At 64.5% G+C, this 14,697-nt stretch carries 14 protein-coding genes; 4 read left to right on the top strand and 10 right to left on the bottom strand.

All coding sequences use genetic code 11. From position 1 onward, the window contains the following. Positions 1-117: 117 nt before the first annotated feature. From F3J17_RS22905 to F3J17_RS22930, 6 genes are all read right to left on the bottom strand, one after another. Positions 118-1,101, bottom strand: coding sequence for an ion channel (locus F3J17_RS22905; RefSeq protein WP_167064128.1), 984 nt, complete (start codon positions 1,099-1,101; stop codon positions 118-120). Positions 1,102-1,247: 146 nt separating this feature from the next. Beyond that, complete coding sequence (locus F3J17_RS22910) at positions 1,248-1,493, bottom strand: hypothetical protein (protein ID WP_167064131.1); 246 nt, start codon at positions 1,491-1,493, stop codon at positions 1,248-1,250. Positions 1,494-1,627: 134 nt separating this feature from the next. Further along, positions 1,628-1,849, bottom strand: coding sequence for a hypothetical protein (locus F3J17_RS22915; protein WP_103702613.1), 222 nt, complete (start codon positions 1,847-1,849; stop codon positions 1,628-1,630). 161 nt (positions 1,850-2,010) lie between these two features. Further along, positions 2,011-2,988 carry a carbohydrate kinase gene (locus F3J17_RS22920; protein ID WP_167064134.1) on the bottom strand — a complete coding sequence of 326 codons (978 nt, stop codon included), beginning with the start codon at positions 2,986-2,988 and terminating at the stop codon, positions 2,011-2,013. A 40-nt stretch (positions 2,989-3,028) separates the two neighbouring features. After that, on the bottom strand, positions 3,029-4,372 hold the full coding sequence (locus tag F3J17_RS22925; protein ID WP_240161118.1) for an AGE family epimerase/isomerase: 1,344 nt from the start codon (positions 4,370-4,372) through the stop codon (positions 3,029-3,031). Between the two features lie 7 nt (positions 4,373-4,379). After that, positions 4,380-5,441, bottom strand: coding sequence for a LacI family DNA-binding transcriptional regulator (locus F3J17_RS22930; RefSeq protein ID WP_167064137.1), 1,062 nt, complete (start codon positions 5,439-5,441; stop codon positions 4,380-4,382). Positions 5,442-5,652: 211 nt separating this feature from the next. Here F3J17_RS22930 and F3J17_RS22935 point away from each other — a divergent pair, with 211 nt between their 5' ends. Beyond that, positions 5,653-5,808: a DUF3309 family protein gene (locus F3J17_RS22935; protein WP_103702607.1), complete on the top strand. Its 156-nt coding sequence runs from the start codon at positions 5,653-5,655 to the stop codon at positions 5,806-5,808. A gap of 122 nt (positions 5,809-5,930) precedes the next feature. Here the strand turns inward: F3J17_RS22935 and F3J17_RS22940 are convergent, their stop codons facing one another. The 4 genes from F3J17_RS22940 to F3J17_RS22955 form a co-directional block, all read right to left on the bottom strand. Then, positions 5,931-6,362 carry a hypothetical protein gene (locus F3J17_RS22940; RefSeq protein WP_167064140.1) on the bottom strand — a complete coding sequence of 144 codons (432 nt, stop codon included), beginning with the start codon at positions 6,360-6,362 and terminating at the stop codon, positions 5,931-5,933. 17 nt (positions 6,363-6,379) lie between these two features. Beyond that, positions 6,380-7,261: a hypothetical protein gene (locus tag F3J17_RS36045; RefSeq protein WP_205194920.1), complete on the bottom strand. Its 882-nt coding sequence runs from the start codon at positions 7,259-7,261 to the stop codon at positions 6,380-6,382. Between the two features lie 188 nt (positions 7,262-7,449). Beyond that, positions 7,450-9,291, bottom strand: a complete 1,842-nt coding sequence (locus F3J17_RS22950; RefSeq protein ID WP_167064143.1) for a phosphodiesterase — start codon at positions 9,289-9,291, stop codon at positions 7,450-7,452. 301 nt (positions 9,292-9,592) lie between these two features. Further along, positions 9,593-10,627 (bottom strand): bile acid:sodium symporter family protein, encoded by a 1,035-nt coding sequence (locus tag F3J17_RS22955; protein ID WP_167064146.1) that lies wholly within the window; start codon positions 10,625-10,627, stop codon positions 9,593-9,595. Between the two features lie 658 nt (positions 10,628-11,285). Here F3J17_RS22955 and F3J17_RS22960 point away from each other — a divergent pair. The 3 genes from F3J17_RS22960 to F3J17_RS22970 all read left to right on the top strand — a co-directional run bounded on the left by F3J17_RS22960 (position 11,286) and on the right by F3J17_RS22970 (position 14,695). Further along, positions 11,286-11,816, top strand: a complete 531-nt coding sequence (locus tag F3J17_RS22960) for a hypothetical protein (RefSeq protein ID WP_240161119.1) — start codon at positions 11,286-11,288, stop codon at positions 11,814-11,816. A 621-nt stretch (positions 11,817-12,437) separates the two neighbouring features. After that, entirely contained in the window at positions 12,438-13,547 is a 1,110-nt protein-coding gene (locus tag F3J17_RS22965) for a porin (RefSeq protein WP_167064152.1), read from the top strand. 191 nt (positions 13,548-13,738) lie between these two features. After that, positions 13,739-14,695, top strand: a complete 957-nt coding sequence (locus tag F3J17_RS22970; protein WP_167064154.1) for a LysR family transcriptional regulator — start codon at positions 13,739-13,741, stop codon at positions 14,693-14,695. Positions 14,696-14,697 lie beyond the last annotated feature (2 nt).

Genomic DNA, 14,697 nt, shown 5'->3' on the forward strand with positions numbered 1-14,697 from the left:
GACGGAAATTTTTTGCTAACTAATTGGGGGCAACCTGCTTTCGCGCGAGAGCCTGCCCGCAGTTGGGTAATTTTGAGAGAGATTTTTCTCCGACGGGCGCAAGACGGTCCGTTTGTCTCAAATCACCTTGGGGCCGTAGGGGCGCGTGTCCTCGAACGCCACCACATCGTGAAAGTGCGTGTAGTCCATCACGCTGGCGCCATCGGTATCGGTCATCAGGTCGACGTAACGGTATTGCCAGCGGATGTCGGCATCCACCCAGATGTGGCGCGCCTGCATGGTCTGCGCGGTGGATTCGTCCGAGCCTTCGATCACCACATGCAGCGACGCGTTCTGGCGTGCGAGCGTTTCGGCATCCGCGCCGTAGAGCGGGCTGGATTCGTCGATCACATGCATCAGGTTCCAGCCGAGCGTGAACAGCGGATGCTCCGCGCGCACCAGCTTGAGATCGTAGATGCGCCGCGCCGTGAAGCCTTCCGGCGACGTTTCGATACGGATCAGACGCAGCTTCGCAAAGGCTTCGGCGATCACGTTCTGGCGCGCGTTGGCGGCGCGCACCATCAGCGTCATGCGGCCTTCGAGCGGATGGATGACCGCCTGGCGCGCGAACCAGATCATCGCGCGCGGGCGTGAGAAACGCGCAAACACCAGCCCCGTCGCCAACGCCACGCCCGACATGCCGACGAAAATCTCGAACGTAGCGACAAGATGCGCGTAGACCGTTTGCGGGTGCATGTCGCCGTAACCCACCGTGGCGAGCGTTTCGACGCTGAAGAAGAACGCGCCCATGAAGCCGTGCGGAAACTGGTTGGCGATGGGGGCGGTGCCCAGCTCGTAGAGGCACGCGAACGCGGTGTTGAGCACCATGAACAGGCCGGCGAGCGAGGCGAAGAAGGTGGGCCAGCGCATCGTCAGCGCGTAGTGGTAGAAGTCGGTCCACGTCTGCACCGGCATGCCGTAGACGACCACGTCGCGCGAGCCCACGCGTACGGTGCGCGCGCCGCGTGCGCGCGGCTTCGATGGCGCGGCGGCGGATGCAGCGGATTTCGGCAGGCTGTCGGTGGCGGCGTGCGGCTGATCGGAAGGCGATTCGGGCGTCATGGCAATCCCTGCTGGGGGGCGAATTGCCCGCAAGCGTAGCAACGCCGGTGCTGCCGGACAAGCGCCCTCGCACGCGGACTTGCCGCGTGGCATCCAATCGCCAAAGTGCTTACGGCATCAACAGCGCCGATGCGTGTTGCCGCCGATCACGGAAAGGCGCGCGGCCTCGGAATGCCCGCGCCGTGATCGATATCGGCGATGGCCTGGCGGCGCGCGGCGTCGATGGCTTCGGCGCTCTGCGGAAAGCCGCTGCTGCCGCCTATCGTGATCCACGGCTGGACGGGCTTGTCGCGATGAGTGATCTGATATTCGGCGTCCCAGCGCGAACCCTGCAGTTCGAGCGGATGCACGTGAATGGCGTAGACGCCGTAGAGGAAGAGTTGCTCGGTCATGATCGCCTCCTGACCGTGGTTGCCAGAACGGCCGCACGCCAAAGGGTATTCATGCGGCCCAGGACCGGCGCGTGGGACGGGATCGCCGCCCCGCGCGCGCTAAAGGGGAACGCGGAGGCACGACGCCTCGCGCCTTACAGCTCCAGTTCGCCGAGAAGGCGATGCGCCAGCGCCTTGGCTTCCTCCAGCGCTTCTTCGGGCGTGCCCGAGGCCGCATCCACTTCGTAGAGGGCGTTTTCGAGCTCCTCGCCGTCGTCGCGCGCCAGCGAGACCATGCCCTGATACTGCCCGGCGTTCATCGGCCGCACCGAGGCGACCGCCGTGTAGATCCCCTTCGTGTAGCTGACGTCTTCCATAGCCTGCTCCTCGCGCAAGGAAAACTCATGCTAGCACGTTGATCGTGCGGCTGCGGGGCATGCTCGTGACGCTGGCGCGGCGCTTTCGTGTCACGCCATGGGATCAGCTTCGGGCGCGCATGACGCGCGCCCGAAGCGCTCCGCGGACGCGCCGTGAGCACTCAATCGGCGATCAGTGCGACCACTTCGTCGAGCGTCGGCGAGTACGCACCGGCGCGGCGGCACGCGGCTGCGCCCGCTGCGAGCGAGAACGCCAGATGCTGCGGCCAGCTGCGCTGCGGCGCGCTCATCAGGCTGAACATCAGGCCGCCGATCGACGCGTCGCCCGCGCCCACCGTATCCGCCACTTCCACGCGCGGCGGCGCGGCTTCGAACACCTCGTCGCCGACATAGAGCGTCGCTGCCTGCGCGCCGCGCGTGACCAGCAGCGTCGCGGCCGGGTTCAGCGCGCGCATCGCGGCGATCGCTTCCGGCTCGCTCTTGTCGGCGAACAGCATGCGCAGGTCTTCGTCGGAAACCTTGATGAGGTCGGCGAGCGCCGCCATGCGGTGCAGGATCGGCGCGTAGCCGTGCGCCATGAGGTTGCGGTAATTCGGATCGAAGCTGATCTTCACGCCTTGCGCGCGCAGTTCGGCGGCGAGCGTCGCCAGCGTTTCGCCCAGCGGCTGGCGCACGAGGCTGATGCAGCCGAAGTGCGCCCACTTCGCGTGCGCACGCCAGCCTTCGGGCAGCTTCGCGGGATCGAAGGCGAGATCGGCGCTGTTATCGCCGATGAAGTAGTACGCGGGCGGATGCGTCTGGTGCACGATGGCCAGCAGCGGCGCGCGCTCGACGCGCTGCATGAAGCGCATGTCGAGGCCGGCGGCGACGCTGGCGTTCCAGAGCTCGTCCGAGAAGTTGTCGGTGCCGAGCGCGCCCGCGCAAGCCGTGGGCAGGCCGAGGCGCGCAACCGCGCGCGCGACGTTCCAGCCTGCGCCGCCGGGGTGAGCGCGCCAGTGCGAGTCCACGCCAGGCGCGCCGGCGGGTGCGTTTGCGCCGTCCGGCGCGGCGCCGCGCACGAGATCGGTGAGGATGTCGCCCGCCGAGATAAACGCGGGGAAGCCGGACGAGAAGTCGGGGCCAGTGCTGCAGGTGCTCATCGCTTGATCCTTCGCTGTGTACTTGGGTTGCGCCGTCAGATCAGACGCTGCCGTCCGTGCCGTTCGCGCGCGCCGGTTCATCGGCGGCGGCGTTGGCGGCATCGTCCACTGCCTCGCGCCCGATTACCGGCGCCATGCCGCGTCCCGGCAACCCGTTGAGCGCTTCGTAGCACGCGCCCATGGTGTGATAGTCGGTCTTGCCCGCGGGGCTTTTCTCGTCGCTGTACTTGCGGTTGTCGCAGGTGAGGATGCGATACCACGCGCCAAAGCGATGATCGACGAAATGCGCCCAGCTATAGCGCCAGATCTCGTCGTACCAGTCCCAGAAGCGCTCGTTGCCGGTGCGCTTGCCGAGCAGCGCGGCGGTGGCGAAGGTTTCGGCCTGCACCCAGAAATATTTGTCGTGGTCGCAGATCGTGCCGTCCGGGCCGAAGCCGTAGTAGAGGCCGCCGTGATCGTTGTCCCAGGCGCGCGCCATGGCCGCGTCGAACAGTTCGATCGCGCGCGGCAGCAGCCACGGCAGCGGACGGTGACGCTCCAGGATCAGCAGCAGCTTCGCCCATTCGGTCTGGTGGCCCGGCTGGAATCCCCACGGACGGAAGATGTTCGAGCTGTCCTCTTCGTTGTAGTGCCAGTCCACCGACCAGTCGGCGTGAAAGTGCTCCCACACGAGGCCTTGCGAGAGTTTGGCCTGACGCAGCGTGATGTTCGACGCCACGCGCTCGGCGCGGTCGAGATAGACGAGGTGGCCGGTCGCCTCATAGGCGGCGAGCAGCGCTTCCGTGGTGTGCATATTGGCGTTCTGGCCGCGATAGCCCGACACCACCCAGTCCGCGCTGGCTTCGTCGGCGTAGAGGCCCGCTGCGCCGTCCCAGAAGCGGTGTTCCATCAGCTCGAAGGTGGCGGCGATCATCGGCTTCGCTTCTTCGATGCCGGCCATTGCCGCGTGCGCGTAGGCCAGCAGCACGAAAGCGAGGCCGTAGCAGTGGCGCGTCGCGTCGAGCACGCGCTTCTTGCCGTCGCGCCAGTCGATCTCCCAGTCGTAGCCCTGATGCTGCGGGTCCCAATGCGCCTCGCGCAGGAACTGCAGACCGTGGCGCGCGTAGTCGAGATGCTGCGCGTCGCCCGATTCGCGATACGCCATCGCGTAGTTGAAGACGAAGCGGCAGCTGCTCACCAGATGGCGCGAGTGCGCGTTGTAGACCGAGCCGTCGTCGCGGAAGTAGTGGAAGAAGCCGCCCGAGGCGTCGTACACGTTGGGCGCGTAAAAGCGCAGCGTGTCCTCGACATGGCCGAGCAGGAACGCACGGTCGCGGAAGCTCGCGACGGCGGGGGCCGGGGCGGCGCTGTCGTGGGCGTGAAGGGTGTCGGTGGGCTTCGTCATGGCGTTCTCAGGTTGACTGGGCGTGTGTGGCGAGCGCGTGCGGCGCATTCGCTTCGAGCGTGTTGTTCGTGTTGTGCGGCAGCGCGGCGGTGCTGGCGCGTTCGATCAGCCGCACGGGCAGAACGATTTCCGGCGTCGCGGGCGTTTCTTCGAGCAGCAGTTCCACACCGCGCCGTCCGAGCGCTTCCTTGTCGACGGCGATGGTCGAGAGCGCGGGCGCGGCATGCGAAGCGCCCGCAATATCGTCGAAACCGATGATCGCGACGTCTTCGGGCACGCGCAGGCCGCTGGCCAGGCACACGCGCATGGCCGCAAGCGCGGCGGCGTCGTTGTAGGCGAACACGGCGTCGGGCGGTGTTTCGCCGCGCGCACGCGCCGCGTCGAGCAGGCGTTGCATGGCGAGCGTCGCGCCGGTGTCGGGATCGAGTCCGCCGTCGATGGTGATTTCCAGCGATGGATCGAACAGCAGCCCGGCTTCGAAGAACGCGCGCCGGTAGCCGAGCGCGCGCTGCGCGATGCTGTAGTGCGCCAGCGATCCGCCGATAAAGGCCACGCGCCGCCGCCCCATGCCGAACAGATGATGCATGGCGAGCGCGGCTCCCGCGGCGTTGTCGATATTCACCGAGCGCAGGCCCGGCGCCCACAGGTCGATCAGCACGAGCGGGCGTTGCAGCGCGACCAGCGCGTGCAGCGTTTCGGGCTCGACGAAACCGGCCACGGCGATCGCGTCGGGCGCGTGCAGGCGTAATTGCTGGACGGTGTCATCGGCGGGACCGGCGGTGAGCAGCGCGGGCACGATGCCGTGTTCGCGGCAGGCTTCCTCGACGCCGTGCAGGACGTGCGAGAAAAACGGGCTGGCGGAAAAATTGTTGTGCTGACGATGCAGCAGGAAGGTGAGACGGCGAATGCGCGGACGCAGTTGCGCACTGTCATAACCGAGCGAACGCGCGACTTCGACGATGCGCGAGCGCGTGGCCTCGGACAGGCCGGGCTGGTTTTTGAGCGCGCGGGACACTGTGCCGATCGACACGTTGGCGGCCTGCGCGACGTCGCGAATGGTTGTCCCCATGGTTCCTGTTTTTGCCCGATCAGCTTTGCGGCGATTGTATAGTAAAAACAGGGGTGAATAACGTTGTGTTCGGCGTAATTACCCCCGTAAATACCCGTAATTACAGAGATAAACGTAAATTTACGTGTTTAGTAAAACTAGCTAAACAGCCGGGCCGGGAACGCCAGTTGCGCTAGGGATCGGGTCATCAATCGAACCGTACGGGGGCATCATGCTCGGCACCTTGCTTCTGGTCATTCTGATCCTGCTGCTGATCGGCGCTTTTCCCGCGTGGCCTCATAGCCGCTCGTGGGGCTACGCGCCTTCCGGCACGCTCGGGGTCGTCGTCATCGTGGTGGTCGTGCTCGTGTTGATGGGGACGATCTAGCGCTCGCCGCCTCGCGCGGCGCAACCGTAGAAAGATAGAAAGCGAAAAGGCCGACGCGGATGGGATCTGCGTCGGCCTTTTTTGTTCGGGGCGTCGCCCCTGTGCGCTTTTTCGCCCCGCGTTCATCCCTTCAGCGAAAGCGATTCGCACAGCACTGCCATTTCTGCGCCACACGATGGCTCCAGAACAAACAACACGCGATGGCCTGCTACCAGATCGCGGACACAATCCTCCCCGTTCTGCTCGCTGATCGCCGCACCTTTGGCGTCGTCCCGGCTATTCATCCACTGAAGCCAGTTGCGAACTTCGGCGAGTGAAAATGCGTATCGTGGCGAAATCAGGAGCCTCGACGCGACGTTCTGCCCAGCAAAATCAATCAGGCGCTGACGGATCAGGCCAGAAAACCTGAGTACCTCGACTTTGCCGCCAACCCGCCGAAAACGAAGCTCAAGCGTGCGCGATTCGGGATCGTGTTCAATTCCGGTTAGCTCTGCGTCGTGAAAACCCGGGAATTCTTGTAGATCGCGTATATCGGTGTACGAACCGGTGGCCATATCTGCTCCCGTAGACCTCATAGCGGAGAAAAGGAAACGCCGGGCCCGCGCACGCCATCATCCCAGTTGTGGGCGTGCGGATTCCCTTGTCCGTGATCGTGGTCAAAATCGAAATCCACGACGGGCTGGCCATCGTCGCCATACATGCGCATCTGCCCGCTACCGGGATTCGTGTACCACGTCCCCGGCTCGCCGTCGTTCGGAGTCTTGGCAATATCGAACGAATCGCCGTCGGGGGTATCAGGCTGAAAGTCGAACGCCTGCGCATCAGCGAGTAGCGTTGAATCATCGTCCGCGCCACTCGCGAAGACATCGTCGAGCGCGCCAACGTTACCCGATGTCGCACCGCCACCGGGCTTGACTGGCACGTAAGGCGTGTAGTCGACAAATGTTCCATCGGGGTTGAGCGGGACGAACTGCCCGTTGCGCACGCTGTAGATGATCGGCTTCGGGTCGGGAGCTCGTTTGGGCCAGCTCTGCGGGGCGTAGAACCGGGCAACGCGCCGGCTACCGCGCCATGCACGGTCAATTGCGGGAATAAGCCAACCATCGCGTACCGCGTTGAGGAGGAGGCACGTGACGCCCTCCCCATCGACCGGCGCGGACAATCCCGAGACAGGTAAATGCTCGCGGATAAACGCGGCATAGGCGCTGAAATCGCTGCAGGCGCGCGCTGCGCGACGGCTGGTTGAAACCCGGAACAAGCGGTTGAAATCTCGCCGGTCGTGGTCGATCTGCTCTTCGCGGTCCTTTCGATTTTTCTGGCGCTGATCGTAGGTCAAGTTCCACCACGCAGTGGGCTCGCCGACATCACGGGCAGGCACGAGTGAGCATTGCCAGTCGCTCGTAAGCGGCACGGCTAGCGCATTGTACGAGCGCCCCCATTCAGGTAACGACATGTCTCCTCCGCATCGGTCTGAAGCCAGTAAATCTGGCACGCGGCCGCACACTGCACTTTGCGGTAAATCCATGTCTGGGGCATTTGATGCTGAATGCATGAAGCCGGCGACTTTTTGGGGGATTCGGCGCGCGTCGCAGGATTTATCCGTTGGTCTCGACCCAACCGGCCGCAGGTCGAAACCCGCCTCTACCCGTGCGCCAGCGCCGGCAGCAACTCAGCGCTCTCACCACCTTCGATCACCACCAGCCCCGTTGCCTCCTGCTTGGCGCGGCGCTTGGCAATCGCGGCCAACGAGGCGATCGCTTCGCTGCCGTGCTGCGCGCCATCGCCCGGCGCGATATGCACGCAGCCGATCGCCATCGTCACGAAGCCGAAGAAAGTCGGGTGACCCTGGCGGTCCTCGCCGTGGATGCCGCCCGCGAGCCGGTCGGCGGGCGCGTAAAAGCGCAGTGCCCCGGCGTTGAAGGTTTCGATTGCGCGGCTTGCGCGTTCGTGCCACGTCTCGCTCTGAAACAGGATCAGGAAATCATCGCCGCCCACGTGGCCGAGAAAATCGCGCGTGGGGTCGCACGCATCGGCGAGCACCTGGGCCGCGAACTTGAGCACTTCGTCGCCCTGCCAGTAGCCGTATTGATCGTTGAAGGGCTTGAACTGGTTCAGATCGACATAGCAGGCGTGAAAGCCCGCGTCGTGCGACAGCAGACGCTCGATGTGCGAACTGATCGGGATATTGCCGGGCAGAAAGGTGAGCGGATTCGCGTAACGCGCCGCCTGGATGCGCACCTCGGTGACCGCGCGCACGAGGCTTTCACCGGTGCCGAGTCCCGCGTAACGGCCGTTGTCGGTGATGACGAAACCATCGGCGAGATAACGCTGATCGTCGCTTGCGAGCAGCGCCGCCATCTGCTCGACGCTCATCGATTGTTCGATCAGCACCGGCTGCGCGTTGGCGAACTGCAGACAGGCCTTCTTGCCGAACAGCTCGCGATGATAGGGCAGCGCGTAGCGGTCCATGAAGGCGCGCCGATTGATCAGCGCGACGGGCGTTTCGCCTTCGACCACGGCCACCGCGTGCAGATCGGGCATGCGCGTGAAGAGTTCGAGGACGTCGTTATTGGTTGCGCGGCGCGGCATCGCGGGTGCGTGCACCAGCATCTTCTGCGCGGGCGCGCCGCCGCTTGCGCTCGCGCCGCTGTTGCGCGTGACCTCGGGAAACACGGCGATGTGCTGCGCGCTGATCGCGGCGCGCACACGCTCGTCGAGCTTCGCACGCGGCTGCGCATCCGGGCGGCCGAGGAAAAAGCCCTGGCCGCTTTCGATGCCCATGTCGCGCAACACCAGCAGATCGGCTTCGTTTTCGATGCCTTCGGCCACGAGCCGCGCACCGCTTGCCTGCGCGAAATGCTGCATGGCGCGCACGGCCTCGAACTTGAGCGCGGTATTGGCGATGTCCTGAATGAAGTAGCGGTCGATCTTCACGACGTCGGGCTGTAGCTGCACCCAGACGTTCATGCTCGCATTGGCGCTGCCGTAATCGTCGAGTGCGAACTGCGCGCCCGCCGCGCGCAGGGCCGCGACCACCGGCGCGAAATCGCGCAGATCGTCGATGGCGCTTTGCTCGGTCAGCTCGATCACGACGCGATGGGCGTCGATGCGCGAAAACAGCGTGTCCACACCCATGCTCGCCAGCTGGCACAGCGCGGTCGCGCTGAAGTTCAGGAACAGCTTGCCGTGGCAGCCGAGCGCGTTGAATGCGTCGATGCAGGCAATGGCGGCGGCGCGTTCGAGCGCCGTGGTGCAGCCCGCTTCGGTGGCCTGCGCGAACAGCGCGGCGGGCGACTCAAGCGGCGAGCCAGCCGGGCCGCGAATCAGCCCCTCGTAACCGAGGATCGCGCCATCGTCGAAATCGACGATGGGCTGGAAGACGGCGCGCAGCTGGCGCTGGGCGATCAAGGCCTCGATGCCGGTCGAGGGCGGGGCGCCCTCGTGATGCGTTGGGGCGGACGGCGTGGACGCGCGTGCAGACATGGATAGAGCCAGGATGGCTTTAACGACGGGAATATCGGCAGCAGCGTCGGACAATTAAATGAACTTTTAATGACAGTTCGAAGAAAAAAGGTGCGAGATGGGTAGGCCAACGTTTGCGCGCCGGTTTCGTGTTGTTTGCTGTTGTTTGTTTACGTTCTGCAAACGCAAACAGGCGCGAAAGAGGCGGGAGGCGGGGGAGGATCGGAGCGGGCGGTGAGGCCGCTCGATGGGTATGGCGGGAGGGAGCGAGAGTGGGGAACCGTGAGGAAGGCACGGTCCCCTGTGAGCGATGCGGCTTCGGTTATCGACGGCCTGCCGCCGCCGCGCCGCCGCGCGATTCGTCACCGGCCTGCGCGGAGCGCTCCGCGCTCATGTCGCGTGCGCCCCAACGTTGCGCGAGCGCGGCGCACACCATCAGCTGGATCTGGTGAAACAGCATCAGCGGCAGCACGACCGCGCCCACGGCGTTCGACGCGAAGATCACCTTCGCCATCGGCACACCGGCCGCGAGACTCTTCTTCGAGCCGCAGAAAATGATCGTGATCTGATCGGCGCGCGAGAAGCCGAGCCGTTTGCTCGTGAAGATCGTGATGCCCAATGCGAGCGCGAGCAGCACGCCGTTGACGATCAGCAACCCGCCCAGCGCGGCGAGCGGGGTGTGATGCCACAGGCCTTCGTTGATCGCTTCGGAAAATGCGCCGTACACCACGAACAGGATCGAGCCCTGATCGACGAACTTGAGCACGCCGCGATTGCGCTCGATCCAGCCGCCAATCACGGGGCGAAGCAATTGACCCGCCACGAACGGCACGAGCAGTTGCAGCACGATGTTCCACACCGTATGCCAGGCGGAACTGCCGCCGGCGGTCTGGTTCGTCACCACGAGGCTGACGAGCGCGGGCGTGACGAAGATGCCGATCAGGCTGGACGCCGACGCGCTGCACACGGCCGCAGGCACGTTGCCGCGCGCGATCGAGGTAAAGGCAATCGACGATTGCACCGTCGAGGGCAGCGTGCACAGGAACAGCACGCCCATGTAGAGCGCGGGCGTGACGAGCGGCGAGAGCACCGGCTTGAGCGCGAGACCCAGCAGCGGGAACAGGATGAAGGTGCTGGCCAGCACGACCAGATGCAGACGCCAGTGCGTCGCGCCCGCCACGATTGCTTCGCGCGAAAGCTTGGCGCCGTGCAGGAAGAACAGCAGCCCGACGGCGATATTGGTGAGCCAGTTGAACGCGGTGGCGGCCTGGCCGTGCACCGGCAGCAGGCTCGCAAGGATCACGGTGCCGACGAGGCAGAGCGTGAAGTTATCGGGCAGGAATTTCGGACGTGCCATCGGACAATCTCAAGTGCGCATGTCGGCGCCTGGCGGTGCGCGTCAGCGAACGCGGCACTGCGGGTCATCGGAATATCGGGAAGCCCTTATCGGGAACCCTATTGTCGGCGCAAGCTCATTGAAAAAGCAAATTCATTCGAGACATCGATTAATGAGTAGTGCGCATGACGGGGCGGCTTTCACGGCAGTTTCGTGTGCTACCAGCGAGTGAAAAAGAGGCGACTTTTTCGCCCCGTCGATTACCGATTGTTCGCTCATTCGTCATGCAAAAGACCGCTTCTCAAGTACGACGAAACATGCGCATCGCGATAAGCCGCGAAGCCGCGCCAGCGCAGGCCAGCAGGGCTCGCGAGAGCACGAAACAGGCCCGCCCGGCAACCCTCCAAAACCCGAAAAATCGTGCAGTAACATGGTGTTACAACCCTTCCGAGGGCATAACACTTTTTGGCTCGACACCCTGGGCGGGCGCCCATAAATTACCGTCAAGGAACGTGGGTAGACCGTTGTGGTGGCAATCGTTACGCATCACGGCTCACCTGTTCCGGGAACTGGCCCGCCATGGCCCGAATGGCGGGTGGTCATGCGGATCGTCGGGCAGGTGATCGACATAATGCGCGCAGGGTTGTTACGGATGGGACAGTGGATGCTAGGGGCCGTTTTGGCTTCCCTGGTGGCGCTCGCCCATGCTCAGCCCTCATTCGCGCCCCATGGCGGCGGCGGTTTTCATGGCGGTGGCGGCGGTTTCGGCCACGCGCCCATGATGCGCGATTCGTCGTCCATGCATTGGGGCGGCGGTCACTTCGGCGGCGGCATGCAGCCCGGCGCGGGTGAACGCCGCAACGGCCCCGCACCGATGCGCGTCGCCGACCAGGGCAACTGGCGCGAACGCGGCGCACCCGGTGGTGGTGGCGGTCGTCAGGCGGAGCGGCGTGGCGAAACGCCCGGCTTTAGCGCCAATCCCTACGGCAACGGCTTCGGTAGCGGCTATGGCAACGCGCGCGGCCCGATCCAGCCCGTGAGCGCGGAAACGCGCCAGGTTCCGCATCCTCCAGCCGATTCGCCCGTACGCACGGGTTCGATCCGTGAAGACGTGGCGCGCTACAACGAAGAGCGCGGCACCTTCCGTCCCTTCCAGCGCGGTGGCGGCGACGTGCCGCGTCCGCCGATGCCTTCGCCTTATCGCAATTGATTGCAGTGCATTGCCGTCGAGACTGATGACGACGATGCGTATCGAATAGCGATGCTGCACCGCAGCGCAATTTCGCGCGCATCCGTTATCGCAATTGACTTCGCGATCAGCCGGCGATCTTTCCCCGCCTTACCCCTCTTCAGCATCGACGCATCCCTGCGTCACTCTGCCGCTTAAAACCTGCGTGATTTGCCCGTTTTGCGGGCGAGGCGATTTTTCGCGCTGAAACTGACGCGTGGATACCACACTTTTTTGGAAATCACTCGTCATACAGAAGCCTTTCGTCATCAAATCCTGACTTCGCTGTGGCGCTGCGTCAACGGCTTCGCCAGATTACGCGAAAGCCGGGCAAAAGCCCCGTCCATGCGGGCGGCGAGCCCCACGTCGATCGTGTTGCAATGCAGCAAAAAGAGCTGCGAAATCGCTCACGACAGATTTTGTGGACAACAAACTAATCGGGCCGATATACCGGCGATAACAGCCGATATTTTTGTCCATAAAAATGGTTCGCGAAGATGGTTCCGCCCAGAACGGCCACGCCTGCGAACGACGAAAAACAAACGGTTTGCGCGAGCGCCACAGCCGCCAGTCACACCTTTTTTGACAAAGACAGGAGAACCCATGAATACAGCCGTCAGCCGCGCGCTGCGCTCACCGCTGCGTACGTCTCTCAAGGCCGGCGCCATCGCCGCCGTGCTCGCCGCCGCATCGTCGTCGGCCTTCGCGCAGTCGAGCGTGCAGCTTTACGGTCAGGTCGACGAGTGGGTCGGCGCCACGCGCTTTCCGGGCAGCCAGACCGCATGGAATGTCGGCGGCGGCGGTATGTCCACGTCCTACTGGGGCTTGAAGGGTTCGGAAGACCTGGGCGGCGGCTACAAGGCCATCTTCACGCTGGAAAGCTTCTTCCGCGCGCAGAACGGCCAGTACGGACGCTTCTCGGGCGACACCTTCTTCGCCCGTAACTCGTACGTGGGTATCGAATCGCCCTACGGTACGGTGACGGCGGGTCGTCTCACGACGCAACTGTTCGTTTCGACGATTCTGTTCAACCCGTTCATCGATTCGTACACCTTCTCGCCGATGGTGTACCACGTTTACCTGGGCCTTTCGACCTTCCCGACCTACACGACCGACCAGGGCGTGGTGGGCGATTCGGGCTGGAACAACGCGATCCAGTATTCGACGCCGAACTTCAACGGCCTGTCGGGTTCGGTGATGTACGCGCTGGGCAACACGGCCGGCGAAAACGGCAAGAAGAAGTGGAGCGCCCAGGCGCTGTACTTCAACGGCCCGTTTGCCGCCACGGCGGTCTATCAGTACGTCAACTTCAACAACTCGCCGGGCGATATCGGCAGCATCGTGAGCGGCGACACCACCGTCGTCGGTCTGCGCAGCCAGGGCGTGGCGCAAGTCGGCCTGTCGTACGACCTGAAGTACGTGAAGTTCTTCGGCCAGTACATGTACACGAACAACAACAGCGACATCAACAGCTGGCACGTCAACACGGCGCAGGGCGGCGTGTCGGTGCCGGTGGGTCCGGGCACGGTGATGGCGTCGTACGCGTACTCGCGCGACACGGGCGGCCTGAACCAGACGCACAACACGGCGGCGGTGGGCTACGACTACCCGCTCTCGAAGCGCACGGATCTCTACGCGGCCTACATGTACGACCACTACGACAATATGTCGACGGGCATGACCTACGGCGTGGGCGTGCGCGCCAAGTTCTAAGCCTTTCGAGCTTCATCGCATCGCCGGGAAACCCCCGTGCTGTTCGCAGCGCGGGGGTTTTTTCTTTTGAGCGCTGGAAAGGAAACGCAAGCTCACGACTTGCGCGTTTGGCTACCAGGAATTGATAAAGCGCGCACAATATCGGCGATTGTTTCCTGATTCCGATAGACCGAACGAGCAAGAGCAGCGCGATGGATACCCTCGTCAGCATGAAAGTTTTCCGGCAGGTGGTGGAAGCGGGGAGCTTCGTCGCAGCCGCCGAGCGCATGGAAATGTCCGCGGCCATGGCCAGCAAACACGTGATGCACCTGGAGCAGCAGCTCGGTGCGCGGTTGCTGAACCGCACCACGCGGCGCGTCGCGCCTACTGAAGCCGGGCGCGAGTACTACGAACGCGTCGCCCAGGCGCTGACGGAACTCGACGAAGCCGGGCAGGCCGTCGGTGCGGCGAGCGTGGTGCCGCAGGGGCGGCTGCGCGTGTCGTCGCTCACGGCTTTCGGGCTGCGTCACGTGATGGGCGCGGTGGCGGATTACGCGGCGGATTTCCCGCAGGTGACCGTCGATATCACGCTGTCGGACCGCGTGGTCGAGCTGATCGACGAGGGCTTCGACGTGGCGATCCGCGCTTCGCCTTCGGGGCTGAAATCGTCGTCGCTGATTGCGCGGCCGCTCGCTACCGCCCATATCGTGCTGTGCGCGTCGCCCGAGTATCTGCGCCGCCACGGCGTGCCGAAGTCGGTCGCCGATCTCGCTAACCACAAGTTCGTGCACTATGCGGGCGCGTCGGCGGCGGAACTCGCGCCGTTCTCGGAAGCGGGCGCGCGCCCGAAGCCCGGCGGCAACCTGATCGTCAATCACCTGGAAGCGTTGCGCGTGGTGGTGTTGCAGGGCGGCGGGCTGTCGATGCTGGGCACGGAAGTGATCGGCGACGATATCGCCGAAGGCCGTCTCGTGCCGCTGCTCGTCGATGCGCTGCCGCCGCGCGAGTTGCCCATCTACGCGGTGTATGCGAGCCGCCGCCATTTGTCGGCGAAGGTGCGCTCGTTCGTGGACTTTCTTGCCGCGCGCTTTGGCGAGCGCGCGCTCTGGCCCAACGCCGACGAAATTCGCGCGCTGGCGGCGCGGGCCGCGCAGCGCGTCAAGGTTTAAGC

The organism is Burkholderia sp. Ax-1719 (genome assembly GCF_011753055.1).
In the GTDB taxonomy this organism is placed as follows: domain Bacteria; phylum Pseudomonadota; class Gammaproteobacteria; order Burkholderiales; family Burkholderiaceae; genus Paraburkholderia.

What these genes read in the sequence shown, in the direction of transcription:
- F3J17_RS22905 (WP_167064128.1), bottom strand. Translation starts at nt 1,101, where the DNA reads ATGACGCCCGAATCGCCTTCCGATCAGCCGCACGCCGCCACCGACAGC.
- F3J17_RS22910 (WP_167064131.1), bottom strand. Translation starts at nt 1,493, where the DNA reads ATGACCGAGCAACTCTTCCTCTACGGCGTCTACGCCATTCACGTGCAT.
- F3J17_RS22915 (WP_103702613.1), bottom strand. Translation starts at nt 1,849, where the DNA reads ATGGAAGACGTCAGCTACACGAAGGGGATCTACACGGCGGTCGCCTCG.
- F3J17_RS22920 (WP_167064134.1), bottom strand. Translation starts at nt 2,988, where the DNA reads ATGAGCACCTGCAGCACTGGCCCCGACTTCTCGTCCGGCTTCCCCGCG.
- F3J17_RS22925 (WP_240161118.1), bottom strand. Translation starts at nt 4,372, where the DNA reads ATGACGAAGCCCACCGACACCCTTCACGCCCACGACAGCGCCGCCCCG.
- F3J17_RS22930 (WP_167064137.1), bottom strand. Translation starts at nt 5,441, where the DNA reads ATGGGGACAACCATTCGCGACGTCGCGCAGGCCGCCAACGTGTCGATC.
- F3J17_RS22935 (WP_103702607.1), top strand. Translation starts at nt 5,653, where the DNA reads ATGCTCGGCACCTTGCTTCTGGTCATTCTGATCCTGCTGCTGATCGGC.
- F3J17_RS22940 (WP_167064140.1), bottom strand. Translation starts at nt 6,362, where the DNA reads ATGGCCACCGGTTCGTACACCGATATACGCGATCTACAAGAATTCCCG.
- F3J17_RS36045 (WP_205194920.1), bottom strand. Translation starts at nt 7,261, where the DNA reads ATGTCGTTACCTGAATGGGGGCGCTCGTACAATGCGCTAGCCGTGCCG.
- F3J17_RS22950 (WP_167064143.1), bottom strand. Translation starts at nt 9,291, where the DNA reads ATGTCTGCACGCGCGTCCACGCCGTCCGCCCCAACGCATCACGAGGGC.
- F3J17_RS22955 (WP_167064146.1), bottom strand. Translation starts at nt 10,627, where the DNA reads ATGGCACGTCCGAAATTCCTGCCCGATAACTTCACGCTCTGCCTCGTC.
- F3J17_RS22965 (WP_167064152.1), top strand. Translation starts at nt 12,438, where the DNA reads ATGAATACAGCCGTCAGCCGCGCGCTGCGCTCACCGCTGCGTACGTCT.
- F3J17_RS22970 (WP_167064154.1), top strand. Translation starts at nt 13,739, where the DNA reads ATGGATACCCTCGTCAGCATGAAAGTTTTCCGGCAGGTGGTGGAAGCG.